The sequence below is a fragment of the Mycolicibacterium aurum genome, from assembly GCF_900637195.1.
Classification (GTDB): domain Bacteria; phylum Actinomycetota; class Actinomycetes; order Mycobacteriales; family Mycobacteriaceae; genus Mycobacterium; species Mycobacterium aurum.
This window is the reverse complement of the sequence record NZ_LR134356.1, coordinates 2,478,061-2,500,069: the sequence shown is the minus strand read 5'-3', so window position 1 is coordinate 2,500,069 and position 22,009 is coordinate 2,478,061. Positions and strand designations below refer to the sequence as shown.

23 protein-coding genes are annotated in these 22,009 nt (G+C 67.7%); 7 read left to right on the top strand and 16 right to left on the bottom strand.

The window, feature by feature from the left end:
- Nucleotides 1-26 precede the first annotated feature (26 nt).
- Nucleotides 27-389 carry a preprotein translocase subunit YajC gene (gene yajC / locus EL337_RS12010; protein ID WP_048634792.1) on the bottom strand — a complete coding sequence of 121 codons (363 nt, stop codon included), beginning with the start codon at nucleotides 387-389 and terminating at the stop codon, nucleotides 27-29.
- A gap of 371 nt (nucleotides 390-760) precedes the next feature.
- Between yajC and gabT the strand changes: the two genes are divergently transcribed.
- Nucleotides 761-2,104: a 4-aminobutyrate--2-oxoglutarate transaminase gene (gabT, locus tag EL337_RS12005; protein ID WP_048634791.1), complete on the top strand. Its 1,344-nt coding sequence runs from the start codon at nucleotides 761-763 to the stop codon at nucleotides 2,102-2,104.
- Between the two features lie 19 nt (nucleotides 2,105-2,123).
- Nucleotides 2,124-3,557, top strand: a complete 1,434-nt coding sequence (locus EL337_RS12000) for a gamma-aminobutyraldehyde dehydrogenase (protein WP_048634790.1) — start codon at nucleotides 2,124-2,126, stop codon at nucleotides 3,555-3,557.
- 1 nt (nucleotide 3,558) lies between these two features.
- On the opposite strand, the gene EL337_RS11995 is transcribed toward EL337_RS12000, so the two are convergent.
- On the bottom strand, nucleotides 3,559-3,987 hold the full coding sequence (locus EL337_RS11995; RefSeq protein WP_232786898.1) for a cytochrome P450 family protein: 429 nt from the start codon (nucleotides 3,985-3,987) through the stop codon (nucleotides 3,559-3,561).
- 181 nt (nucleotides 3,988-4,168) lie between these two features.
- Between EL337_RS11995 and car the strand changes: the two genes are divergently transcribed.
- The gene (gene car, locus EL337_RS11990; RefSeq protein ID WP_048634789.1) at nucleotides 4,169-7,663 is read left to right on the top strand and encodes a carboxylic acid reductase; all 3,495 of its coding nucleotides are present in this window, start codon (nucleotides 4,169-4,171) and stop codon (nucleotides 7,661-7,663) included.
- On the opposite strand, the gene EL337_RS11985 is transcribed toward car, so the two are convergent.
- Nucleotides 7,660-8,337: a hypothetical protein gene (locus EL337_RS11985; protein ID WP_048634788.1), complete on the bottom strand. Its 678-nt coding sequence runs from the start codon at nucleotides 8,335-8,337 to the stop codon at nucleotides 7,660-7,662. The two genes, car and EL337_RS11985, sit on opposite strands and share 4 nt — an antisense overlap.
- A 134-nt stretch (nucleotides 8,338-8,471) precedes the next feature.
- Between EL337_RS11985 and EL337_RS11980 the strand changes: the two genes are divergently transcribed.
- Complete coding sequence (locus EL337_RS11980; RefSeq protein WP_048634846.1) at nucleotides 8,472-9,548, top strand: GGDEF domain-containing protein; 1,077 nt, start codon at nucleotides 8,472-8,474, stop codon at nucleotides 9,546-9,548.
- A gap of 11 nt (nucleotides 9,549-9,559) precedes the next feature.
- On the opposite strand, the gene EL337_RS11975 is transcribed toward EL337_RS11980, so the two are convergent.
- The 7 genes from EL337_RS11975 to EL337_RS11945 form a co-directional block, all read right to left on the bottom strand.
- The gene (locus EL337_RS11975; protein ID WP_048634787.1) at nucleotides 9,560-9,946 is read right to left on the bottom strand and encodes a DUF1304 domain-containing protein; all 387 of its coding nucleotides are present in this window, start codon (nucleotides 9,944-9,946) and stop codon (nucleotides 9,560-9,562) included.
- Between the two features lie 14 nt (nucleotides 9,947-9,960).
- The gene (ruvB, locus tag EL337_RS11970) at nucleotides 9,961-11,031 is read right to left on the bottom strand and encodes a Holliday junction branch migration DNA helicase RuvB (protein ID WP_048634786.1); all 1,071 of its coding nucleotides are present in this window, start codon (nucleotides 11,029-11,031) and stop codon (nucleotides 9,961-9,963) included.
- A 1-nt stretch (nucleotide 11,032) separates the two neighbouring features.
- Entirely contained in the window at nucleotides 11,033-11,623 is a 591-nt protein-coding gene (gene ruvA, locus EL337_RS11965; protein ID WP_048634785.1) for a Holliday junction branch migration protein RuvA, read from the bottom strand.
- Nucleotides 11,620-12,204, bottom strand: coding sequence for a crossover junction endodeoxyribonuclease RuvC (gene ruvC, locus EL337_RS11960; RefSeq protein ID WP_048634784.1), 585 nt, complete (start codon nucleotides 12,202-12,204; stop codon nucleotides 11,620-11,622). Before ruvC ends, ruvA begins: the two co-directional genes overlap by 4 nt.
- 85 nt (nucleotides 12,205-12,289) lie before the next feature.
- A complete protein-coding gene (locus EL337_RS11955) occupies nucleotides 12,290-12,589 on the bottom strand; it encodes a hypothetical protein (protein WP_053086866.1) in 300 nt (99 codons plus the stop codon).
- A 19-nt stretch (nucleotides 12,590-12,608) separates the two neighbouring features.
- Nucleotides 12,609-13,229, bottom strand: coding sequence for a hypothetical protein (locus EL337_RS11950; RefSeq protein WP_126316562.1), 621 nt, complete (start codon nucleotides 13,227-13,229; stop codon nucleotides 12,609-12,611).
- Between the two features lie 33 nt (nucleotides 13,230-13,262).
- On the bottom strand, nucleotides 13,263-13,871 hold the full coding sequence (locus tag EL337_RS11945; protein WP_048634782.1) for a TetR/AcrR family transcriptional regulator: 609 nt from the start codon (nucleotides 13,869-13,871) through the stop codon (nucleotides 13,263-13,265).
- A gap of 62 nt (nucleotides 13,872-13,933) precedes the next feature.
- On the opposite strand from EL337_RS11945, the gene EL337_RS11940 reads away from it, so the two are divergent.
- Nucleotides 13,934-14,779 carry an alpha/beta fold hydrolase gene (locus EL337_RS11940; RefSeq protein ID WP_048634781.1) on the top strand — a complete coding sequence of 282 codons (846 nt, stop codon included), beginning with the start codon at nucleotides 13,934-13,936 and terminating at the stop codon, nucleotides 14,777-14,779.
- Here EL337_RS11940 and EL337_RS11935 read toward each other — a convergent pair.
- From EL337_RS11935 to EL337_RS11925, 3 genes are all read right to left on the bottom strand, one after another.
- Nucleotides 14,763-15,080 carry a hypothetical protein gene (locus tag EL337_RS11935; RefSeq protein WP_048634780.1) on the bottom strand — a complete coding sequence of 106 codons (318 nt, stop codon included), beginning with the start codon at nucleotides 15,078-15,080 and terminating at the stop codon, nucleotides 14,763-14,765. The genes EL337_RS11940 and EL337_RS11935 overlap by 17 nt on opposite strands.
- A 47-nt stretch (nucleotides 15,081-15,127) precedes the next feature.
- On the bottom strand, nucleotides 15,128-15,883 hold the full coding sequence (locus EL337_RS11930) for a YebC/PmpR family DNA-binding transcriptional regulator (RefSeq protein WP_048634779.1): 756 nt from the start codon (nucleotides 15,881-15,883) through the stop codon (nucleotides 15,128-15,130).
- A 73-nt stretch (nucleotides 15,884-15,956) separates the two neighbouring features.
- On the bottom strand, nucleotides 15,957-16,550 hold the full coding sequence (locus tag EL337_RS11925) for a TetR/AcrR family transcriptional regulator (RefSeq protein WP_109860220.1): 594 nt from the start codon (nucleotides 16,548-16,550) through the stop codon (nucleotides 15,957-15,959).
- 61 nt (nucleotides 16,551-16,611) lie between these two features.
- Between EL337_RS11925 and EL337_RS11920 the strand changes: the two genes are divergently transcribed.
- Together EL337_RS11920 and EL337_RS11915 are read left to right on the top strand one after the other, a co-directional pair.
- Complete coding sequence (locus tag EL337_RS11920; protein ID WP_048634778.1) at nucleotides 16,612-18,336, top strand: CocE/NonD family hydrolase; 1,725 nt, start codon at nucleotides 16,612-16,614, stop codon at nucleotides 18,334-18,336.
- A 68-nt stretch (nucleotides 18,337-18,404) separates the two neighbouring features.
- Nucleotides 18,405-19,616 (top strand): acyl-CoA dehydrogenase family protein, encoded by a 1,212-nt coding sequence (locus tag EL337_RS11915; protein ID WP_048634777.1) that lies wholly within the window; start codon nucleotides 18,405-18,407, stop codon nucleotides 19,614-19,616.
- Between the two features lie 2 nt (nucleotides 19,617-19,618).
- Here EL337_RS11915 and pdxT read toward each other — a convergent pair whose 3' ends face one another.
- From pdxT to pdxS, 3 genes are read right to left on the bottom strand one after another with little or no spacing between them, the layout of a single operon-like run.
- On the bottom strand, nucleotides 19,619-20,203 hold the full coding sequence (gene pdxT / locus EL337_RS11910) for a pyridoxal 5'-phosphate synthase glutaminase subunit PdxT (protein ID WP_048634776.1): 585 nt from the start codon (nucleotides 20,201-20,203) through the stop codon (nucleotides 19,619-19,621).
- Nucleotides 20,200-21,048, bottom strand: coding sequence for an acyl-CoA thioesterase II (gene tesB, locus EL337_RS11905; RefSeq protein WP_048634775.1), 849 nt, complete (start codon nucleotides 21,046-21,048; stop codon nucleotides 20,200-20,202). The genes pdxT and tesB overlap by 4 nt, the downstream gene beginning before the upstream one ends.
- A 3-nt stretch (nucleotides 21,049-21,051) precedes the next feature.
- The gene (gene pdxS, locus EL337_RS11900) at nucleotides 21,052-21,900 is read right to left on the bottom strand and encodes a pyridoxal 5'-phosphate synthase lyase subunit PdxS (protein WP_232786902.1); all 849 of its coding nucleotides are present in this window, start codon (nucleotides 21,898-21,900) and stop codon (nucleotides 21,052-21,054) included.
- Nucleotides 21,901-22,009: the final 109 nt, after the last annotated feature.

Below are 22,009 nucleotides of genomic sequence, written 5' to 3'. Positions count from 1 at the left end.
AAAGACTACGTGCTGCTGCTGAGATCTCAGCCGTCCGTCTTGGAGTTGGGGCGATCGGTGACCTCGGTGCCGGTTGCGCGCGGCTCGAAGCCGTCGCCGATCTCGTCGACCTCATCGACGAGATCGTCGTCCTCGTCGACCATGCGGTCACGCACGGCCAACTTCATCCACGTTGTGACGACGCCGGGGGCGATCTCCAGGTCGACGTAGTCGTCGCCGATACCGGCGATCGTGCCCTGCAGGCCCGACGTGGTGTGGATGCGATCGCCGACCTCCAGCGAGTTGTGCAGGTCGATGGTGGCCTGCATCGCCTTCTTCTGGCGCCGCGATGCGAAGTACATGAAGGCGCCCATGATGATGAGCAGGGGCAGGAAGATGACCAGATCCATGGCGGCAACGTCTCTCTAGATATTTTTTCGTATCACTCTGCGGTGAGGCTCCCGCACCAGGACGTGGCGGGAAGCCCTAAGGACTCAGGTGACCAGTGTGCCATTGCAGGGCACCACTTCCATGACCCCGGTCGAATGAGCGCACCCTGGTTGCCGGTGCGGCGGCACCGGCAACGGCGGGGCCCACCACCCTCCCCGGGGCATAGTCACCGCATGGCAACGGAATCCGTCGCGGCCGAGGCCGACTGCCGAGGAATTCACCACAGACGGGCACCTTCGCCGACGGATCGGACTATCCACCGACTAGGCTCGAAGCGCACGCGACAGTCGTCGAACTCACCTTGCCTGTACGGGTCTGTAGGAGGTTTCCTGTGAGCGCTCTTGAGCAGAGTCGCCAGCTCGCCACCGCCATCCCCGGCCCACGGTCGACCGAATTGAGCGCACGCAAGAGCGCCGCGGTGGCCGGCGGGGTCGGCAATACCATGCCGGTGTACGCGGCCAGGGCGTACGGCGGCATCGTCGAAGACGTCGACGGCAACCGGTTGATAGACCTGGGGTCGGGCATCGCGGTCACCACGATCGGCAATGCCTCGCCGCGCGTGGTCGAGGCGGTGGCCGCGCAGGCCGCGCAGTTCACCCATACCTGCTTCATGGTCACCCCCTACGAGGGTTACGTCGCCGTCGCCGAGGCGCTCAACCGCCTCACCCCGGGCGATGAGGACAAGCGCACAGCACTGTTCAATTCCGGCTCCGAGGCCGTCGAGAATGCCGTCAAGATTGCCCGGACATTCACAGGTAAGCAGGCGGTGGTGGCGTTCGATCACGCCTATCACGGCCGCACGAACCTCACGATGGCGCTGACGGCGAAGTCGATGCCCTACAAGCACGGCTTCGGCCCGTTCGCACCGGAGATCTACCGCGCACCGCTGTCGTATCCGTACCGCGACGCCGAATTCGGCGGCAAGGAACTGGCCACTGACGGCGAACTCGCGGCGCGCCGCGCGATCACCGTGATCGACAAGCAGATCGGCGCCGATAACCTGGCCGCGGTCATCATCGAGCCGATCCAGGGCGAGGGTGGCTTCATCGTCCCGGCCGAGGGTTTCCTGCCCTCGCTGCTGGACTGGTGCCGCGCCAACAACGTGGTCTTCATCGCCGACGAGGTGCAGACCGGGTTCGCCCGCACCGGCGCCATGTTCGCCTGCGAGCACGAGGGCATCGTGCCCGACCTGATCGTCACCGCGAAGGGCATCGCCGACGGCATGCCGTTGTCGGCGGTCACCGGACGCGCAGAGATCATGGACGCCCCGCACGTCGGCGGGCTCGGCGGCACGTACGGCGGCAATCCGGTCGCGTGTGCCGCGGCGCTGGCCACCATCGAGACCATCGAGGGGGACGGTCTGGTGGCGCGTGCGGCGCAGATCGAGTCGCTGATGAAGGACAAGCTGGGTCGCATCCAGGCCGAGGACGATCGCATCGGCGACGTGCGCGGCCGCGGCGCCATGATCGCCGTCGAGCTGGTCAAGCCGGGGACGACGGAGCCCGATGCCGATCTGACGAAGAAGTTGTGCGCGGCCGCTCACCAGGCCGGCGTCATCGTGCTGTCCTGCGGAACCTTCGGCAACGTGTTGCGCTTCCTTCCGCCGCTGGCCATCAGCGACGAACTTCTGCTCGAGGGCCTCGACGTCCTCGAACTCATCCTTCGCGACCTCTGATCCGGGGGCGCTCGCCGAGATGACCACCGTGCAGAACTTCATCGGAGGCGAACTCGTCGACTCGAGCAGTGGGGCGACGATGCCGCTGGTCGACCCGAGCACCGGAGAGCAGTACGGCACCGCGCCCGTCTCCACCGAGCAGGACATCGACAACGCCTACGCCGCGGCCGCCAAGGCCTTCACCGGGTGGAAGAAGACGACGCCGTCGCAGCGGCAGAAGGCGCTGCTCGACTTCGCCGACGAGGTGGAGAAGTCGGCCGAAGACCTGGTGCTCGCGGAGGGCCGCAACTGCGGCAAGCCCAACCACATCACCCGCGCCGAGGAGATCCCTCCGATGGTCGACCAGATCCGGTTCTTCGCCGGCGCGGCACGGATCCTGGAGGGCAAGTCAGCCGGTGAGTACCTGGCCGACCACACCTCGTGGATCCGGCGGGAGCCGGTCGGGGTGATCGGTCAGGTGGCGCCCTGGAACTACCCGATGATGATGGCGGTCTGGAAGATCTGCCCTGCGATCGCGGCAGGCAACACCGTCGTGATCAAGCCCAGCGACACCACCCCGGTGACGACGGTGATGCTGGCCGAGCTGGCGGCCAAACACCTCCCCGCCGGTGTGCTCAACGTGGTCACCGGTGACCGCGTCACCGGAGCGAGTCTCGTCGCCCACCCGACGCCGCAGATGGTGGCGATCACCGGGTCCGTGGCGGCGGGCAGGGCGGTCGCGGTCAGCGCGGGCGGCCACCTCAAGCGCACGCACCTCGAGCTCGGTGGCAAGGCGCCGGTGATCGTGTTCGACGACGCCGATCTCGCCGCCGCAGCCGAGGGCATCGCGACCGCCGCGTACTTCAACGCCGGACAGGACTGCACGGCGGCCACCCGGGTGCTGGCCTCGGCGTCGATCGAGGCGGACCTGACCGCAGCGCTGGCCGAACGGGCTAAGGGAGCCACGACGACGTTCGGCCGCGCAGCCGATGACGAGGACGCCTGGGTGCCGCCGGTCAACAACGTGAACCAGATGGAGCGGGTGCTGTCGTTTTTCGCCGACATGCCCTCGCACGCCACTGTCGCCGTGGGCGGTAAGCGGCAGGGCGACAAGGGTTTCTATGTGGAGCCGACGGTCGTCGGGGGTCTTCGCCAGGACGATCGACTGATCCAGCAGGAGATCTTCGGCCCGGTGATCACCGTGCAGTCGTTCGCCGATGAGGACGAGGCGATCGGCTGGGCCAACGGCGTGGAGTTCGGATTGGCGTCATCGGTGTGGACGAAGGACGTATCGCGGGCGTTGCGGGTGTCCAATGCGCTGGACTTCGGCTGCGTGTGGATCAACACCCATATCCCGCTGGTCGCCGAGATGCCCCACGGCGGATTCAAATCGTCCGGACACGGCAAGGATCTGTCGATGTACGGGCTGGAGGACTACACGCGCATCAAACACGTGATGGCCTACACCGGCTGAGTCAGCGGGCGTCGATACCTGCGAGCAGGGCCGCGACGATCGTGTGCAGGTCGTCGACGGTGAGGCCGTCTCCGTCGACCTCCAGTCGCATCAGTTCGGACAGCAGGTCGTTGCCGGGTGTGATGCACCGTTGGGCGATCAGCACATCGAGATGGGCATAGAGCTGCTCCCAGGACGCCGGGTTCAGGAAATCCGTTGCCCAGCGGGCGAACAACGGCCACTCCTGCGCGGGCACCTTCAGCGCCGCGCAGACGTCCGAGACGCGATAGCCGCCGGCGATGTCGCCCGAGGCAGTTCGCCCGTGGGCACCGAACCGGTCGCACAGCTCACTGATGATGTCGACCGTCGTGGTGTCGAGTGGTGTGGTGGCGATGTCGAGCCTCCTGGTCGATGTCCTACCAGTCTTGTCGGCCTTGGCTTTTCGCGACATGTGACGCTCGCCTCGTCGATGCCCCGATGTGAGTCACACTGCAGGACTCAGCGCACTCACAGCACTTTCGCAGCCGCGTCGGGCACTTTTCCGGAATACATTTAGTTTCACTAACGTAGTTTTTTGACAGGCGCAACGTGGCGCCTCCCCCCGTATCAACGATTTGTTTCTAGGACGCGTTATGTCGACTGCTACCCGCGAGGAGCGGCTCGAGAGCCGCATCGCCGAATTGTTCGCCACCGATCACCAGTTCGCGGAGGCGGCGCCGGACGCCGCCATCACCGACGCCATCGACGCAGCCGGATCGCGACTGCCACAGATCATCCGGACCGTGTTCGACGGCTACGCCCAACGGCCCGCGCTCGGCCGCCGCGCCGTGACATTCGTCGAAGACCCGCAGACCGGACGCACATCCGCAGAACTGCTGTCCGAGTTCGAGACCTTCACCTACGCGGAGCTGTCGCGCCGTATCCGCGCAGTCGTCGGCGCCCTGCCCCACGTTCATCCCGGCGATCGTGTCGCAGTGCTCGGGTTCACCAGTGTCGACTACGCCACGGTTGACCTTGCCCTCGTCATGCGCGGCGCCGTGTCGGTCCCTCTGCAGACCGCGGCGCCCGTGGCCACGCTGCGGCCGATCATCACCGAGACAGAACCCGGCGTGATCGCCTCCGCTGTCGACTACCTCACCGATGCGGTCGACCTGGCGCTGGCAGCGCCCTCGGTGACACAGCTGATCGTGTTCGACTACCTGCCCGAAGTCGACGATCACGCCGAGGCGCTCGCGGCCGCGCGTGCCCGGCTGTCCGACGCAGGCACTGCCATCAGCCTCGACACACTGCAGGACGTCCTCGAGCGCGGCACCGCATCGCCTGTGGCGCAACCGTTCACCACCGGCGAGGACGATCCGCTGATGATGCTGATCTACACCTCGGGCAGCACCGGCGCCCCGAAGGGTGCCATGTACACCGAACGTCTGGTGGCCAACGCGTGGCGGCCGTCGGCGCGCGCCAGCTGGGGCGACGTGGGCGCCCGGCCGTCGATCACACTGAACTTCATGCCGATGAGCCACGTGATGGGCCGCATGCTGCTCTACGGCACGCTCGGCTCCGGCGGCACCGCGTACTTCGCTGCGCGAAGCGATCTTTCGACCTTCCTGGAGGACCTCGCGCTGGTGCGGCCGACTCAGCTGTCGTTCGTCCCGAGGATCTGGGACACCATCTTCGCCGAGGTCGCCAAGGAACTCGATCGCCGGCCCGACCACGAAGCCGAGGTGTTCGCCGACCTCCGGCGCCAGCTGCTGGGCGGCCGGTATGTGATGGCGATGACCGGCTCGGCGCCACTGTCGCCCGAGATGCGCAGGTTCGTGGAGAACTTCCTCGACCTTCATCTGATCGACGGATACGGATCGACCGAAGCCGGCGCGGTGTTCGTCGACGGTCATGTGCAGCGGCCACCCGTCATCGACTACAAGATCGTCGACGTCCCGGACCTCGGGTACTTCCACACCGACCGCCCACATCCTCGTGGTGAGCTTCTCGTCAAGTCCGACAGCCTGTTTCCCGGCTACTACAAGCGGCCCGACATCACCGCCGAGATGTTCGACGAGGACGGCTACTACCGCACCGGTGACGTGGTCGCCGAGACAGCACCCGACGAGCTGGTCTACCTGGACCGTCGCAACAACGTGCTGAAGCTGTCCCAGGGTGAGTTCGTGACCGTCTCCAAGCTCGAAGCGGTGTTCGGTGACAGCCCGCTGATCCGCCAGATCTACGTCTACGGCAACAGTGCCAGGCCCTACCTGTTGGCCGTGATCGTGCCCACCGAGGAGGCGCTGGCACGTGCCGACGTGAAATCCCAGATCGCCGATTCCCTTCAGGACGTCGCGAAAGCCGCGGGACTGCAGTCCTATGAGATCCCCCGCGACTTCCTGATCGAGACGACCCCCTTCACGCTGGAGAACGGGCTGCTGACCGGAATCCGCAAGCTCGCCCGGCCCAAGCTCAAAGAGCACTACGCCGACCGCCTCGAGGCTCGGTACGCCGAGTTGGCCGACAGCCAGGCCGACGAGTTGCGGGCGTTGCGGCTGGGCGGGTCGGACCGTCCCGCACTGGAAACCGTCGGCCGTGCCGCCGGCGCCCTGCTGGGCACCGATGCCGGCGACGTGGCACCCGATGCCCACTTCACCGACCTCGGCGGTGACTCGTTGTCCGCGTTGACGTTTGCCAACCTCCTGCATGACATCTTCGAGGTGGATGTGCCCGTGGGCGTGATCGTGTCCCCGGCCAACGACCTGCGGGCCCTGGCCGCATACATCGACGCAGAGCGCGAGAACAGCTCCGGGAGGCCCACTTTCGCCTCTGTTCACGGACGTGACGCCACCCAGGTGCATGCCCGCGACCTGACGCTGGACAAGTTCATCGATCCCGCGACCCTCGCTGCGGCCTCCACGCTGCCCGGCCCCAGCACCGAGGTGCGTACCGTTCTGCTGACGGGCGCGACCGGCTTCCTCGGGCGCTATCTCGCGCTGGAGTGGCTGGAGCGGTTGTCGATGGTCGGCGGGACGCTGATCTGCCTGGTCCGCGCGAAAGACGATGCTGCGGCCCGGGCACGGCTGGACAGCACATTCGACACCGGCGACCCCACGCTGCTGGAGCACTACCGGCGACTGGCTGCCGATCACCTCGAGGTGATCGCGGGCGACAAGGGCGAACCCGATCTCGGGCTTGATCCGCAGACCTGGCAGCGGCTCGCAGACAGCGTGGACCTGATCGTCGATCCCGCCGCCCTCGTCAACCACGTCCTGCCCTACAGCCAGCTGTTCGGCCCGAACGCGCTGGGGACCGCGGAGCTGATCCGCGTCGCGCTGACCACCAGGCTCAAGCCGTTCGTGTACGTGTCGACGATCGGTGTCGGTGCCGGCATCGCACCGGGCAGCTTCACCGAGGACGCCGACATCCGCGCCATCAGCGCGACGCGCTCCGTCGACGACAGTTACGCCAACGGCTACGGCAACAGCAAGTGGGCCGGTGAGGTGCTGCTGCGCGAGGCCCACGAGCTGTCTGGTCTTCCCGTCGCGGTGTTCCGGTGCGACATGATCCTGGCCGACACCACGTACTCGGGACAGCTGAACCTGCCCGATATGTTCACCCGGCTGATGCTGAGCCTGGTGGCGACCGGCGTGGCGCCGGACTCGTTCTACCAGCCGGAGCCGGACGGCAACCGCCCGCGCGCCCACTACGACGGTCTGCCGGTGGAGTTCATCGCGGACGCGATCTCCACACTCGGCGCTCACGTGCACGGCGATTCGGCCACCGGATTCGAGACGTACCACGTGATGAATCCGTATGACGACGGCATCGGCCTCGACGAATTCGTCGACTGGCTGATCTCCGCCGGCTACCCGGTGCGTCGGGTGGGCGACTATCCGGCGTGGCTGCAGCGGTTCACCACTGCGATCAACGCCCTGCCGGAACGGCAACGGCAGGCGTCACTGCTGCCTCTGCTGCACAACTACCAGCAGCCGGAGATTCCGTTGCGCGGGTCACTGGCGCCGACGGATCACTTCCGCACCGCAGTGCAGAACGCAAAGATCGGGCCGGACAAGGACATTCCCCACATCACGCCGCCGGTCATCGTCAAGTACGTGACCGACTTGGAGCAGCTGGGTCTGCTCTAGGTCGGCATCTTGTCCCGGAGGCGCCGTTTCCGCCTGCCGAAGAGGCCGGACCGGCGCTCCTCCGGTCCGGTCACCGCGTCCGGCTGAACCGGCACGGGTCCCGTCGCCAGCGGTCCGGTGCCCGGGGCCCCGGTGTGCTGGTACGGCGCGGTGACCGGCTCGACCGCGTCGGCTCGGGCGTCGCGGTAGGCGATGTCGCGGGCGGTGCGCACGGACAACCGCCCGACCGCCAGCGCGGCGAGGAAGATGATCAGCGCGCCCAATCCGGAGAAGTAGGTGAGCTCCAGCCACACCCGCTGGGCCTCGTTGGCGGCAACGGGTTCTCCGGCGTCGCCGAGGCCCAGTGGGCCGGCCGCCGCGCGTCCGACCACGAACCACGCACCCGCGGCGACGGCCAGCCAGCTGCCGAGCATCGCCGTGGCGCGGTTGCGCGAGGCGAACATCAGCAGACCGCCGACCACCGCGACCACCCCGGGCAGCACCTGCAACCAACCCCGGCCCGACGTCCACGCCCACGGCTCGTCGGGACTGAACGCGAAATCGAACAGCGGGCCGATGAAGGGTGCCAGTGCGCCCCAGGCGCCCAGCGCCACGATCAGCAGACCGCTGACCGCGCCTCGGCTCCGCGGGATCTGCATCGCGCCGCGGCGTCCCCGGGCAGGTGTGTCAACCATGGTTCCTCCTAGATGGTGCGCAGCGAGTACCCAGACGCGGTGGGCGGTAACCGGTGCGGGACACCTACGGCCCGCGCGAGCCGGTGCCGGAAACCTGGCCGCGCGTGCGACGAGTCACTCATTACGATCAGCAGGTGCGCCTGATTCGCCAGTGGTGGGGTCAGCCCGACCATTACCACTGGTTGTCCGGCTACCTGGTGTCTCGTCATGCCCGCGGGTTCACCCGCAAGATGATGGGCCTCATCGTCGTCGTACTCGGGGCGGTGCCCGCGCTGATGTTGCTCAGCCCTGCGGGCCCGAACACGAGGGCGGGTCAGGCGGTCAGCGTCGTGGTGGTGGTCCTCTGCGCCGTGATGGCTTCCGTGTGGTTCACGCGCTGGCCCTCCGGCCGGCAGTCCCTCACGTTCGCGATCCTGTCCGACATCAGCATCGCCGCGGTCACCCTGGCGTGGCCGGATCCGCTGACGGGTCTGCTGGGCTGCCTGGCCTTCGCAGCGCTTGCCGGCTACGTCGCCTTCTTCCACTCCGGCCGCTATCTGCTGATGGTGCTGCTCACCGCGGCGGGTGTGGCCATCACGTGCACCGTGCAGATCGCCCGCGGCGGCGACGCCTACCTGGCCACGGTCGCCTTCCTGATGATCGGTGTGGGTGTGCTCGCCGTGCCGTTCTCCGCGCAGGTGCTGGTTCACCTACTCGGCATCGACGCGTCGCAATCGCACACCGACGCTCTGACCGGGCTCCGGAACCGGCGTGGCTTCTACCGGTCGGTGCGGGAGCTGATCAGCGCATCACCGGGTCGCGGGCACTCCTATCTGAGCGTCGCGATGATCGATCTGGATCGCTTCAAGGTGATCAACGACACGCACGGGCACGCCACCGGCGACCGCCTGCTCGCGGCGGTGGGCGCAAGCCTGCGGCAGGCCACCCGCAGCGACGCCGTCGTCGCCAGGATCGGCGGCGAAGAGTTCCTGATAGCCGAGGCGACCGGACACGACGACGCCGATGCGCTGGCCGAGCGGCTGCGCCTGGCGATTGCCTCGACGGCGTGGGACATCACGGCGAGCGTCGGGGTGGCGTGCCGCCGGTTCGACGTTCGGTCGGACACCCGCGAGCTGCTCACCGAACTGGTGGAAGCTGCCGACATCGCGATGTACGACGCGAAGCGATCCGGCGGGAATCAGGTCCGTCGGGCCGGTGAACCCGCGGTCTGATCTCGCACCACTTACCGCACCAGCCCCACCACGAGAAGCACCACCGCCACCAACGGCAACAACCCCTGGGTGACGGCGGCGCGGGCCTTGTCCGGCGCCGAGACCAGCAGGACGGCGGCAGCGGCCAGCATCGACCCCACCCCGGCGAACACCAGAGCCGCACCGACAGCCGTGGCGCCGGTGAACGACATCACCACCCCGACGACCGTCACCACCGCGAGGAACAGGTTGTAGAAACCCTGGTTGAACGCCAGAAGCTTCGTGGTCTGCGCCTCCTCTTCGGTGGTGCCGAACACCGCCCGGGTGCGAGCGGAGGTCCAGGTGAAGGACTCCATGACGAAGATGTAGCCGTGCAGCACGGCAGCGAGCACCGCCACGATCATGCCTGCGATCACCACGAGATCACCTTCCGTCAGTCGAACAGCCCGACCTGGCCGAGGCCGACGGCCCCGGCGGGCGGCGTCATCCCCAGATGGGTCCACGCCTGTGCGGTGGCGACGCGACCGCGCGGGGTCCGTGCGATCATCCCGGCGCGCACCAGGAACGGTTCGCACACCTCCTCGACGGTGGTGGCTTCCTCGCCGACCGCGACCGCCAGCGTCGACACCCCGACCGGTCCCCCGCCGAAGCTGCGGGTCAGCGCCGAGAGCACCGCCCGGTCCAGCCGGTCCAGCCCCAGCTCGTCGACGTCGTAGACCTCCAGGGCGTACTTCGCGATGTCGCGGGTGATCACGCCGTCGGCCCGCACCTCGGCGTAATCCCGTACGCGGCGCAGCAACCGGTTGGCGATGCGGGGGGTGCCGCGGGATCTGCGGGCGATCTCGCTGCCTGCCTCGGTGCCCAATTCGATTCCGAGGATTCCCGCGGAGCGGGTCAGCACACGCTCCAGCTCGGCGGGTTCATAGAAGTCCATGTGGGCGGTGAACCCGAAGCGGTCGCGCAGCGGACCGGTCAGGGCACCGGAGCGGGTGGTCGCTCCGACGAGGGTGAAGGGCGCGACCTCCAGCGGAATCGACGTTGCGCCAGGGCCTTTGCCGACGACGACGTCCACGCGGAAGTCCTCCATCGCGAGGTACAGCATCTCCTCGGCCGGTCTCGCGATCCGGTGGATCTCGTCGATGAACAGCACGTCGTGCTCGACGAGGTTGGACAGCATGGCCGCCAGATCACCGGCGCGTTCCAGCGCCGGACCCGACGTGACACGCAGCGACGTGCCGAGTTCCGCAGCGATGATCATCGCCAGCGACGTCTTGCCCAGACCGGGCGGCCCCGACAGCAGGATGTGGTCCGGGGTGCCGCCCCGGTTCTTGGCACCCTCAAGGACCAGCTGCAGTTGCTCACGCACCCGCGGCTGACCGATGAACTCCCCCAGTGACCGCGGGCGCAGGCTGGCGTCGATGTCGCCCTCGCCGACCGTCAGGGCCGGTGACATCTCCCGATCGTCGTCGGGCTCGCCCTCCGGGCCTTCCTGGAAGCGGCCCACCTTACTTCCTGCCCAACATCGACAGCGCCGCGCGCAGCGCACTGGACGTGGTGGCCTCCGGATCGTTGGCCATGACCTTGTCGGTGGCCTCCTCGGCCTGCTTGAGCGCGAACCCGAGCCCGACGAGAGCCTCGACCACCGGTCCACGGATGCCGTGGCCGCCCGCCGCGGCGAGGCCGGGCGAGGAGCCGGAGGAACCCACCTTGTCACGCAGTGTCAGCACGAGCAGTTCGGCGGTTTTCTTGCCCACCTTGGGGATTCGGGTCAGTGCGGCAACGTCACCGTCACCGATCGCCTGCCGCAGGGACGGGCCGTCGTAGATCGCCAGTGCGCCGAGTGCGATGCTCGGCCCGATGCCGGACACGCCCAGCAGGGTGAGGAAGAGGTTGCGGGCGTCGGCGTCGGCGAAGCCGTACAGCGTCTGCGAGTCTTCCCGCACGATCATGGCGGTGATCAGCCTGGCCTCGGCGCCCCGGCGCAGGGTGGCCAGCGTCGCCGGGGTGGCCATCACCTTGTAGCCCACTCCGGCCGCCTCGATGACGACGTGGTCGAGTGCGATGTCGAGGACCTCGCCCCGCACCGAGGCGATCATGGCGCGCTCCGCGACATCCGGGTGGCCTTCGCCTTGGCCTTGAGGGTGGCCTGGTACTTGCGGCGCTGTTCGGCGGCCATCGCCTCCGCGTCGGCCATGCGCGCGATCATCGGCGCGCGCCAGCAGTGGCAGATCGCAAGGGCAAGCGCGTCCGCGGCGTCGGCTGGCGTCGGTTTCTGTTGCAGCGCAAGGATTCTGGTTACCATCTCGGTGACCTGCGCCTTGTCCGCGCGGCCGTTGCCGGTGACGGCCGCCTTGACCTCACTGGGAGTGTGGAAGTGGACGTCGATGTCGCGGCGCGCGGCGGCCAGCGCGATGACCCCGCCGGCTTGAGCGGTTCCCATGGCGGTGTTGGCGTTCTGATTGGAGAACACCCGCTCGATGGCCAGGACGTCGGGCCGGTGAGTGTCCAGCCAGTGTTCGACGGCGTTGCTGATCGCAAGCAATCGGTGTGCCAGCGGATGGTCGGCGGGGGTTCGCACCACGTCGACGTCGAGCGCCGTGACCTGACGCCCGCGCCCACTCTCGATGACCGACAGCCCGCATCTCGTCAGCCCCGGGTCGACTCCCATCACCCGCACGACAGCCCTTTCTCGGTGAACATTTGTTCGAGAGCTTAGCTTCTGCCCCCGGCCGCCGAGGGGAAGGACACGCGGCGAGCGACGGCTATCCGGCCTGCCCGGCGACCTCGAGCTGGGCGACGACCGAATGCACCCATCGGCGTACGTGGGCAGCATCGCGCCAGTCCCCCGCCCTGGTCTTGGCCATCGAGCTGGCCGGGAAACCCCTCGCGTCCCGGCTCAGGCGGCCGCCGATGGTGATGTGCCCCCTGGCGCCTGTCCGGGACAGGAGTTTCTGCACCTGGGGCGTCGGCGGAATGTCGTGTTGCGCGGCCGAATCGTCCAGGGGGCCGCTGCTGACGAGCCACACCGGCAGCCGGACCAGCGCAGCTCGGTGGCGCCGCACGAAGCGGCGAGGAAGCGGGTCACCTCTGCGACCCCGTCGGCGCCGCGGCGGGAATCGTGGATGCCATCGCGTTGGCGGCGATCTGTCGCAAGGTAGCCCGAAGTACGTGACCGACGAACGGCCGAACCAGGAACCAGTAGCGCAGGAAACGCCGCCGGGACTCGGGATCTGTTGTCACGGTCCGGCATTCGTAGGTGAGAAGACTGGACGAGGCGCCGTACGGGCGGACCGAGAAGTTGGCGGCGATCTTGCCCCACCCGGGTTCGTTGAAACTCGGGAAGTCCGCGGCGGCCACATCCCGCCAGTCGATCGTCGGCTGCCAGAACCTGCCGACCGCGCCGAAAGCGATCTCGCGTTCCGCCCGCAGGCCCAGGAACGTCCAGCCGGGCAGTCCCATATCGGGCCCGATGACCAACCGCGGCAGCGGCGGCCCGGCCTCGCCGGACAGCCGGGCGGGCAACGCCCGCAGCCACATCGACAGGTCGAGCAGCGGTGAGTGCACCGTCATCAGGTCGATCGCGGACGCGGCCGCAAAGGTGGTTGCCGCGTCTGCTTCGACCACCAGATGTTCGGCGATGACGGCGTCGTAGCAGGGCATCGCCGATTCGATCAGGAGCGCGTCGGGGTCGAGGCTGGTCATGCTCACACTGTGCAACAGGTGGGGCAACCGGCCCTAGGGCCGATGGTCCCCTCGGACGCCTGCCGGGGTCATCAATTCGATGCCGACATATTGCGGCGCCAGCGTGCGTCCCGCCGCCAGCAGCGGCTCGGTGCTGCGCAGCGCCCGGGCGAGCAGGAATGCCCCCTCGAGTGCCCCGATCAGGGTGAGTGTGACGTCGCGGGCAAGATCCGCGTCGAGGCCCCGCGCCTCGAAATACGCGGCGCCGCCGTCGATCCACCCGACGAAGATGTCCCGGGTGGCATGCCGGAGCTCCTCGACGGTGTCGGCGACCTCGGCCGAGACGCTGGCGACCGGGCACATGTTGGCGAAGCCGGTCGCGGCCATGTCATCGGCGGCCTGAACGAAGACGCCGCGGACCGCGTCGCCGAGGTCGGCGTAGTCGTCGACAACCGACGGGATGAGCAGGCCGTAGGCGATGCCGGCGTTGGTCAGCGCCTCGCGGGCGATCTGCACCTTGCCGCCGCGGAAGTGGTGGTAGAGCGAGCCGATCGGCGCTCCCGACGCGTCGGCGATGTCTTTCATGCCCACGCCGGCATATCCGCGGTGCCGCATCAGCTCCGCGGCCGCCGTCAATATCGACTCCCTGGTCGACCTTGCCATGTTCGCCTCCTCGTGCCAGGCTAGAGCATACGTTCTAGAACGCTCATTCTAGTGGAGGGCTCATGCATACCGTCGAGGTCACCGCAGGCACGCTGCAGTACCGAGAGGAGGGCGATCCGGCTGGGCCGCCCGTCGTGCTGCTGCACGGCCTGCTGATGAACGACGCGCAATGGGATCTGGCGCTGCCGCACCTGCCCACGGGGTTTCGCTATCTGCTGCCCGTTCTGCCGATGGGCGGACACCGCATCGCCATGCGGGAGGACGCCGACCTCACTCTGCCCGGGATGGTGGGCATCGTCGCCGACTTCCTCGACGTACTGGATCTGAGGGACGTCACCCTGGTCATCACCGATTGGGGCGGCCCGCTGTTCCTCACCGATCTCGGCCGCGACCAACGGGTGTCACGGCTGGTGGTGTGCCCGTCGGAGGCTTTCGAGAATTTTCCGCCGGGCTTTCCCGGCAAGGTCGCGTGGTTGGCGAGCCGGACCACCGGCACGGTGTGGCTTGCGATGCGGCAGCTCAAGATCGGCTGGCTTCGGCGGCAATGGCTGATGTTCGGCATGATGTCGAAAAGGCCGGTGCCGCAACCGATATTCGACACATGGGTGCAGGCGGGCCTGACCGACAAAGCGGTCCGCCGCGACCTGGTCAAGTACTGCCGGACGTCATTCGACGGCGACGATCTGATCCGGGCGACCAATCGTCTGGCGGAGTTCGACCGACCCGCCCTGGTGTTGTGGACCGACAACCCGGTGATGCCCGCCGAGCACGGACGTCGGCTGGCCGAACTGCTTCCCCAGGGCCGGCTGCAGACGATCGACGACGCCTACGTGCTGGTCATGCTCGACCAGCCCGAGCGCACGGCACAGGCGATCAGTCGATTTCTGGCGGTCACTCCTCGTCGATGACCAGGTGTGCCAGTTCGCCGGCCTCCGCCGCCTGCGCAAGCTCGTCGATGCGCCGACCGGACTCGCGCCAGCCTCGGACCAGCTCGCGGGAGACCTTCGTGCCCTCGCACTCGACCAGCACGGTCCATGACGCCCCGAGCCACTTCGACGCCAACCAGAACGGCCACATCAACATGAAGGGCAGCACGATCACGAAAATCAGGGCATCCAGTGTCGAGAAACCGGTTTCCCATGGCACCGTCCGCCACCACCAGCGGCGCACGCGCCACGTCGCGCCGTCGGGGTCTGTCACCGTTTTCACGGGTGGTGGCCACTCTTCTCTCGACCGGTGACGTCGACCGTCTGCGGTCAGTCCTCGTCGAGCTGTGCGGCGACGTCGTCCGGGATGTCGACGTTGGTGTAGACGTCCTGGACGTCGTCGCTGTCTTCGAGAGCGTCGACGAGCTTGAGCACCTTGCGGGCGCCGTCGATGTCCACCGGCACCGTCACCGACGGCTGGAAGCTGGCCTCGGCCGAGTCGTAGTCGATGCCCGCGTCCTGCAGCGCGCTGCGCACGGCAACGAGATCCGTCGGTTCGGAGATGACCTCGAAGCTGTCGCCGAGATCGTTGACATCCTCGGCGCCGGCCTCGAGCACCGCGGTCAAGACGTCGTCCTCGGTGAGACCGTTCTTCTCCAACGTGACGACACCCTTGCGGGTGAACAGATACGACACCGATCCGGGATCGGCCATGTTGCCGCCGTTGCGCGTCATCGCGACACGAACCTCACCGGCAGCACGGTTGCGGTTGTCGGTGAGGCATTCGACGAGGATCGCGACACCGTTGGGCCCGTAGCCCTCGTAGGTGATGGTCTGCCAGTCGGCGCCGCCGGCCTCTTCGCCGGCGCCCCGCTTGCGGGCCCGCTCGATGTTGTCATTCGGTACCGAGCTCTTCTTGGCCTTCTGGATGGCGTCGTACAGAGTGGGGTTACCACCCGGGTCGCCACCACCTGTGCGTGCCGCCACCTCGATGTTCTTGATCAGTTTGGCGAAGTTCTTACCCCTGCGGGCATCGATGATCGCCTTCTTGTGCTTGGTGGTGGCCCACTTGGAATGGCCGCTCATGCAGGTACTACCTTCTTTTTTTCCGGGTCATCGGGCGCTACGTCAAAGTCCGATTGACCAGTCTACGTGCCGGTCACGCCAGGTTGTCCTCGATGTACCGCTGCAGATTGGGCGCCACGGCGGCGACGAGCTCATCGTCGTCCATCGAGGCCAGCGGCTCGATGCGCCATACGTAGCGCATCATGGCCAACCCCATGATCTGCGACGAGATCAACCCGCTGCGTACCAGGCGGTCGGCATCGTCGACGCCCAGCTGTGAGACGCCGATCAGACTCCGCTCCACCACGAGCCGCAGCTTGTCGCGGGTGGCCGGTTCGTGGGCGGCCGTCTGCAGGATCGCCCGAAGCACCGGGCCGATCTCGTCGTCGGCCCACGCCCCCAGCATCAACCGCAGCAGCGCCGCACCCAGCTCGGGCGTGGGCGTGGCCCACGTCGCGGCCACGCTGTCCAACCACCGCTGCGGCGGAGCGGTCGCCGCATCGAGGAGCGCGTCCTTGGAGCGGAAGTAGTGATACACGAGGGCCGGGTCGACGTCGGCGGCGCGGGCCACGGCGCGCATGGTCGTGCCGGCATACCCGGTGTCGGCGAACGCCTGGCGGGCAGCGACAAGGATGCGGTGGGACAGCACACCTCGGTCGTCGCGCGGTCCGGGGGTCGTCTTCGGCACGAGCGTGATGGTACCGGAATTTCACGTTGCGTTGAGACTAGTTTCATCGTACCGTGAAACTATGAGCAGCAGGGAAAGCCGGCTGAACGGCCCGCAGGACACCGGCCGCGACTACCGCAATCTCAGCGAGCCCCGCTACCGGATCGCCCATGACCGCAACCGGCGCGTGCCGGTGCGCGACGGCGTCGACTTGCTCGCCGACGTGCATCGCCCCGACGCGACCGGCCGGTACCCGGCCTTGATCGCAGCGTCGCCGTATCCCCGCCAGATGCAGGACCTGGGCGCGCCGGCCGGCTTCATCGAGGCCGGCGCCACCGACTTCTGGGTGTCCCGTGGATATGCCCACGTCATCGCCAACGTGCGCGGCACCGGCGGATCAGGCGGCACCTTCGGCTTCATGGATGCACAGGAGCGCCGCGACATGCACGACCTCGTGGAGTGGGCGGCGGCGCAGCCGTGGTGCGACGGGAACGTGGGGATGATCGGCATCAGCTACTTCGCGATGACCCAGCTTGAGGCGGCCGTCGAGCGTCCGCCACATCTCAAGGCGATCTTTCCGGTGGCGGCGACCGCCGACCTGTACGAGGCCGCGTCGCACCACGGGCTTGCGAGCGCGTCGTTCATCACCCCGTTCCTGTCCATGATGGGCCTGACGTCGGACCGCAGTGACGCGTTCTGGCGGCGCAACCCGGCGATCGCGCTGGCCCGGCGGGTACTGAACACGCCGAGACTGCACCAGAAGTTCTCGACGATGAACGGCGAAGCCGCCGTGACGATGATGCGCGGGTTGCTCAAGCTCCCCCACAGCCCGCACCCCTGGGACGAGCTGTGGCTCGACATGATGGTCCGGCATCCGGTGCGCGATCAGTGGTGGGAGGAGCGCAATCTGCTGCCGCTGCTCGACCGGGTGGACATCCCCGTCTACCTCGGGTGCGACTGGGACAACGTGCCCCTGCACCTGCCGTCGACGTTCACGCTGTGGAAGGCGTTGGCGCACAACGGCAATGTCCGGATGGCGATGCTCGGACAGTACGCTCTGACCTGGCCGTGGGAGAGCTTGCACCACGAGGCGCTGGCCTGGTTCGACCACTGGCTCAAGGGCGCGGACACCGGCATCATGGATGGTCCACCGGTGCGCTACGTGCTGCCGGGCGCCGACGGCTGGCACACAGCCGAGACCTGGCCACCGCCCACGGCCACCCACCTGCAGTGGGCCCTGCGCGCCGACGGCGGGCTGGCCGCCGACGAGGGCGAACCCGGAGCGCGGGAGTATCTGACGCTGGGGGCAGGCCTCAACCGCGCGAAGGCCAGCCCGATCGACCCGCCGTCGGCGCTGACATGGACGTCGACACCGTTGGATCACGACCTCGACGTCGTCGGACCCATCGAGCTTCGGCTGACGGCATCGGCGACCGCGATGGACACCGCGTGGATCGCGCTGCTGCAGGACGTGTCACCCGACGACGAGGTCACCGACGTGACGGCGGGCTGGTTGCGCGCGAGTCTGCGGGCGGTCGACGAGCAGGCCAGCATCGACGGAGCGCCCGTCCTGCCCTGCACCGACGCCGCGGCTGTGCCGCTCGGCGAGTACGTCACGTACCGGATCCCGTTGGTGCCCAACGCTCGTCGCTTCTCTGCGGGACACCGCGTGCGTCTCCTGCTGTCGAGTGACGACCAGGATCCCTCGACCCCGGCGATGATGAATTTCCGCCACGCCGCTGTCGGAACCAGCAGCCTCAACACCGTCGCATCCGGATCGCGACTGCTGCTGCCCGCACTGTCGTGACTTGCGTGGCTGTTAATTGAGCCACACAGCGTAGCCGGTTATCTTACTCCAGAGTAAGGTGACCGACCATGACGTTCTCCCTCGATCTGTCGCCCGATCTGGTGCACGTGCAGAAATGGGTGCACGAATTCGCCGCCGACGTGATCCGGCCTGCAGCCGCCGAATGGGATGAGCGGGAAGCCACGCCGTGGCCGATCATCCAGGAGGCCGCCAAGGTCGGTCTCTACTCGATGGAGATGTTCGCCGAGCAGACCGCCGAGCCGTCGGGCCTCGGGATGATCGTCGTCTTCGAGGAGATGTTCTGGGGAGACGCCGGTATCGCGCTGTCGATCCTCGGCACCGGGCTGGCGGCCGCGTCCGTTGCGGCCAACGGAACACCGGAGCAGCTCGGCGAGTGGGTCCCGCAGATGTTCGGCAGCGTGGACGATCCCAAGGTCGCGGCGTTCTGCTCGTCCGAACCCGGCGCAGGCTCTGACGTCGGATCGATCCTCACCCGCGCCCGCTACGACGAGGCCACCGACGAGTGGGTCCTCAACGGAACCAAGACATGGGCCACCAACGGCGGCATCGCCAACATCCACGTCGTCGTCGCCTCCGTGTATCCCGAACTCGGCACCCGCGGCCAGGCAACCTTCATCATCCCGCCCGACACCAAAGGCCTGAGCCAGGGCCAGAAGTTCCTCAAGCACGGCATCCGGGCATCGCACACCGCCGAGGTCGTGCTCGACGACGTCCGGATCCCCGGCCGCCTGATCGTCGGGGGCAAGGAGAAGTTCGACGCCAGGATCGCCAAGGTGCGCGAGGGCAAGAAGGCCGCCGGGCAGGCCGCGATGGCGACCTTCGAGCGCACCCGCCCCACGGTCGGCGCCATGGCCGTCGGCGTGGCTCAGGCGGCCTACGAGTACGCCCGCGACTACGCCTGTGAGCGTGAGCAATTCGGCCGCAAGATCGGCGAGTTCCAAGCGATCGCGTTCAAGCTCGCAGACATGAAGGCCCGGATCGACGCCTCCCGTCTTCTCGTCTACCGCGCCGGCTGGATGGCCAGGAACGGCAAGGAGTTCACCTCGGCCGAAGGGTCGATGGCCAAGCTGGTCGCCAGCGAGACGGCGGTGTATGTGACCGACGAGGCGATCCAGATCCTCGGCGGTAACGGCTACACCCGCGAGTACCCCGTCGAGCGCATGCACCGCGACGCCAAGATCTTCACGATCTTCGAGGGCACCAGCGAGATCCAGCGGCTGGTGATGGGCCGCGCGATCACCGGCCTGCCGATCCGCTGACGCTAGATCGAGTCGACGAACATCGCGTGCACCCGCCGGTCGCCGGTCATCTCCGGGTGGAAGGAGGTGGCGAGCATCCGGCCCTGGCGTACCGCTACCGGGTGACCGGCCGCCGTGGCCAGCACCTCGACCTCGGGCCCGACTCGTTCCACCCACGGGGCCCGGATGAACACCGCATGCACCGGACCGTCCAGGCCCTCGAAATCGATGTCCTCTTCGAAGGAATCCACCTGACGACCGAATGCATTGCGCCGCACCGTCATATCGATCCCCCGTAGGGGCACCGCTTCGCGACCGGGCACGCCGGCGTCCACGATCTCGGTGGCGAGCAGGATCATGCCGGCGCACGATCCGTACGCGGGCATGCCGTCGGCCAGCCGGGCCCGCAGCGGCTCGAGTAGTTCGAATTCGCGGAGCAGATGGCTCATCGTGGTCGATTCGCCGCCAGGGATCACCAGCGCGTCGACACGTTCCAGCTCGGCCGGGCGACGCACCGTCGTCGCCTCGGCACCGGCTGCACGCAGGGCCGCCAGGTGCTCGCGGGTGTCGCCCTGCAGGGCCAGCACCCCCACCTGGGGAGCGCTCAACCCGGCTGCGGCGTGAAACCGCGGGTGTAGCGAGTCAACCCCTCCTGCATCACCGCGGCAACCATCTCGCCGTACCGGTTGTAGATCTTGCCCTGGGTCAGGGATCGACCGCCGCAGGACGACGGCGACGACTGGTCGTAGAGCAGCCATTCGTCGGCGCGGAATGCCCGCATGAACCACATGGCGTGATCCAGCGAGGCGACCATCAGGTGCTTGCGCTCCTCGATGTGGTTGACCTGCGCGGAGCCCAGCAGCGTCAGATCGCTCATGTAGGCCAGAGCGCAGATGTGCAACACGTGGTCATCGGGCAGCGGATCCCGGTGCCGGAACCAGACCTGCTGCTGGGACGCCTTGCCCTCCCGGACGCCGAGTTGTTCGCGCGGCACGATCCGCACGTCCCACTCGTCGAACTGCCGGAAGCTGGCGTCGTCGAACACCTTGCTGGCCGACTTGAAGTCGGGAATGTCGTCGGGCGGGACCGCGTGCGGCATCGCATCCTGGTGTTCGATACCGCTCTGGTCGGTTTGAAAGGACGCCGACATCGAGAAGATCGTCTCGCCGTGCTGGATAGCCGTCACGCGGCGGGTACAGAACGAACCACCGTCGCGGATCCGCTCGACCGTGTAGACCGACGGGGACCTGGCGTCCCCGGCACGGAGGAAGTACCCGTGCAGCGAGTGCACCTGATACTTCGGGTCCACGGTGCGCACGGCCGACACCAGTGACTGACCGGCGACGTGTCCACCGAAGGTGCGCTGCAGAAATCCCGACTCCGGGCTGAAGACGCCACCGCGATAGATGTTGACCTCGATCTGTTCCAGATCGAGGATCTCTTCAATCGCCATTGACTACCAGCCGCGTTCGGCGAGCCGATGAGGCTGTGCGATGTCCTCCACGTTGATGCCGACCATGGCCTCGCCCAGTCCGCGCGACACCTTCGCGAGCACATCGGGGTCGTCGTAGAACGTGGTGGCCTTCACGATCGCGGCGGCCCGCTCGGCCGGGTTGCCCGACTTGAAGATGCCGGAGCCCACGAACACGCCCTCGGCACCGAGCTGCATCATCATCGCGGCGTCGGCGGGGGTGGCGATGCCGCCTGCGGTGAACAGCGTCACCGGCAGCTTGCCGGCCCGCGCCACCTCGACGACGAGGTCGTACGGGGCCTGCAGTTCCTTTGCGGCGACGAACAATTCGTCCTCGGACAGCGAGGTCAACCGACGGATCTCTCCGCCGATCTTGCGCATGTGGGTGGTGGCGTTGGACACGTCACCGGTACCCGCCTCGCCCTTGGAGCGGATCATCGCCGCGCCCTCGGTGATCCGCCGCAGCGCCTCACCGAGGTTTGTCGCGCCGCACACGAAAGGCACGGTGAACTTCCACTTGTCGATGTGGTTGGTGTAGTCGGCCGGGGTCAGCACCTCGGACTCGTCGACGTAGTCCACCCCGAGGCTCTGCAGGATCTGCGCCTCGACGAAGTGTCCGATCCGGGCCTTGGCCATCACCGGGATCGTGACGGCGTCGATGATCCCCTCGATCATGTCCGGGTCACTCATCCGCGACACACCGCCCTGCGCGCGGATGTCGGCGGGCACGCGCTCGAGCGCCATCACCGCGACGGCGCCGGCACCTTCGGCGATACGTGCCTGCTCGGGCGTGACGACGTCCATGATCACGCCGCCCTTGAGCATCTCCGCCATACCGCGTTTGACGCGCGCAGTCCCGCGGGCGTGCGCCCCGTGGCCTTCCGCCGAGGTTTCGGATTCCACCGTAATCTCCTTAAATCGCTACTGATCCAGTCTAAAGGGG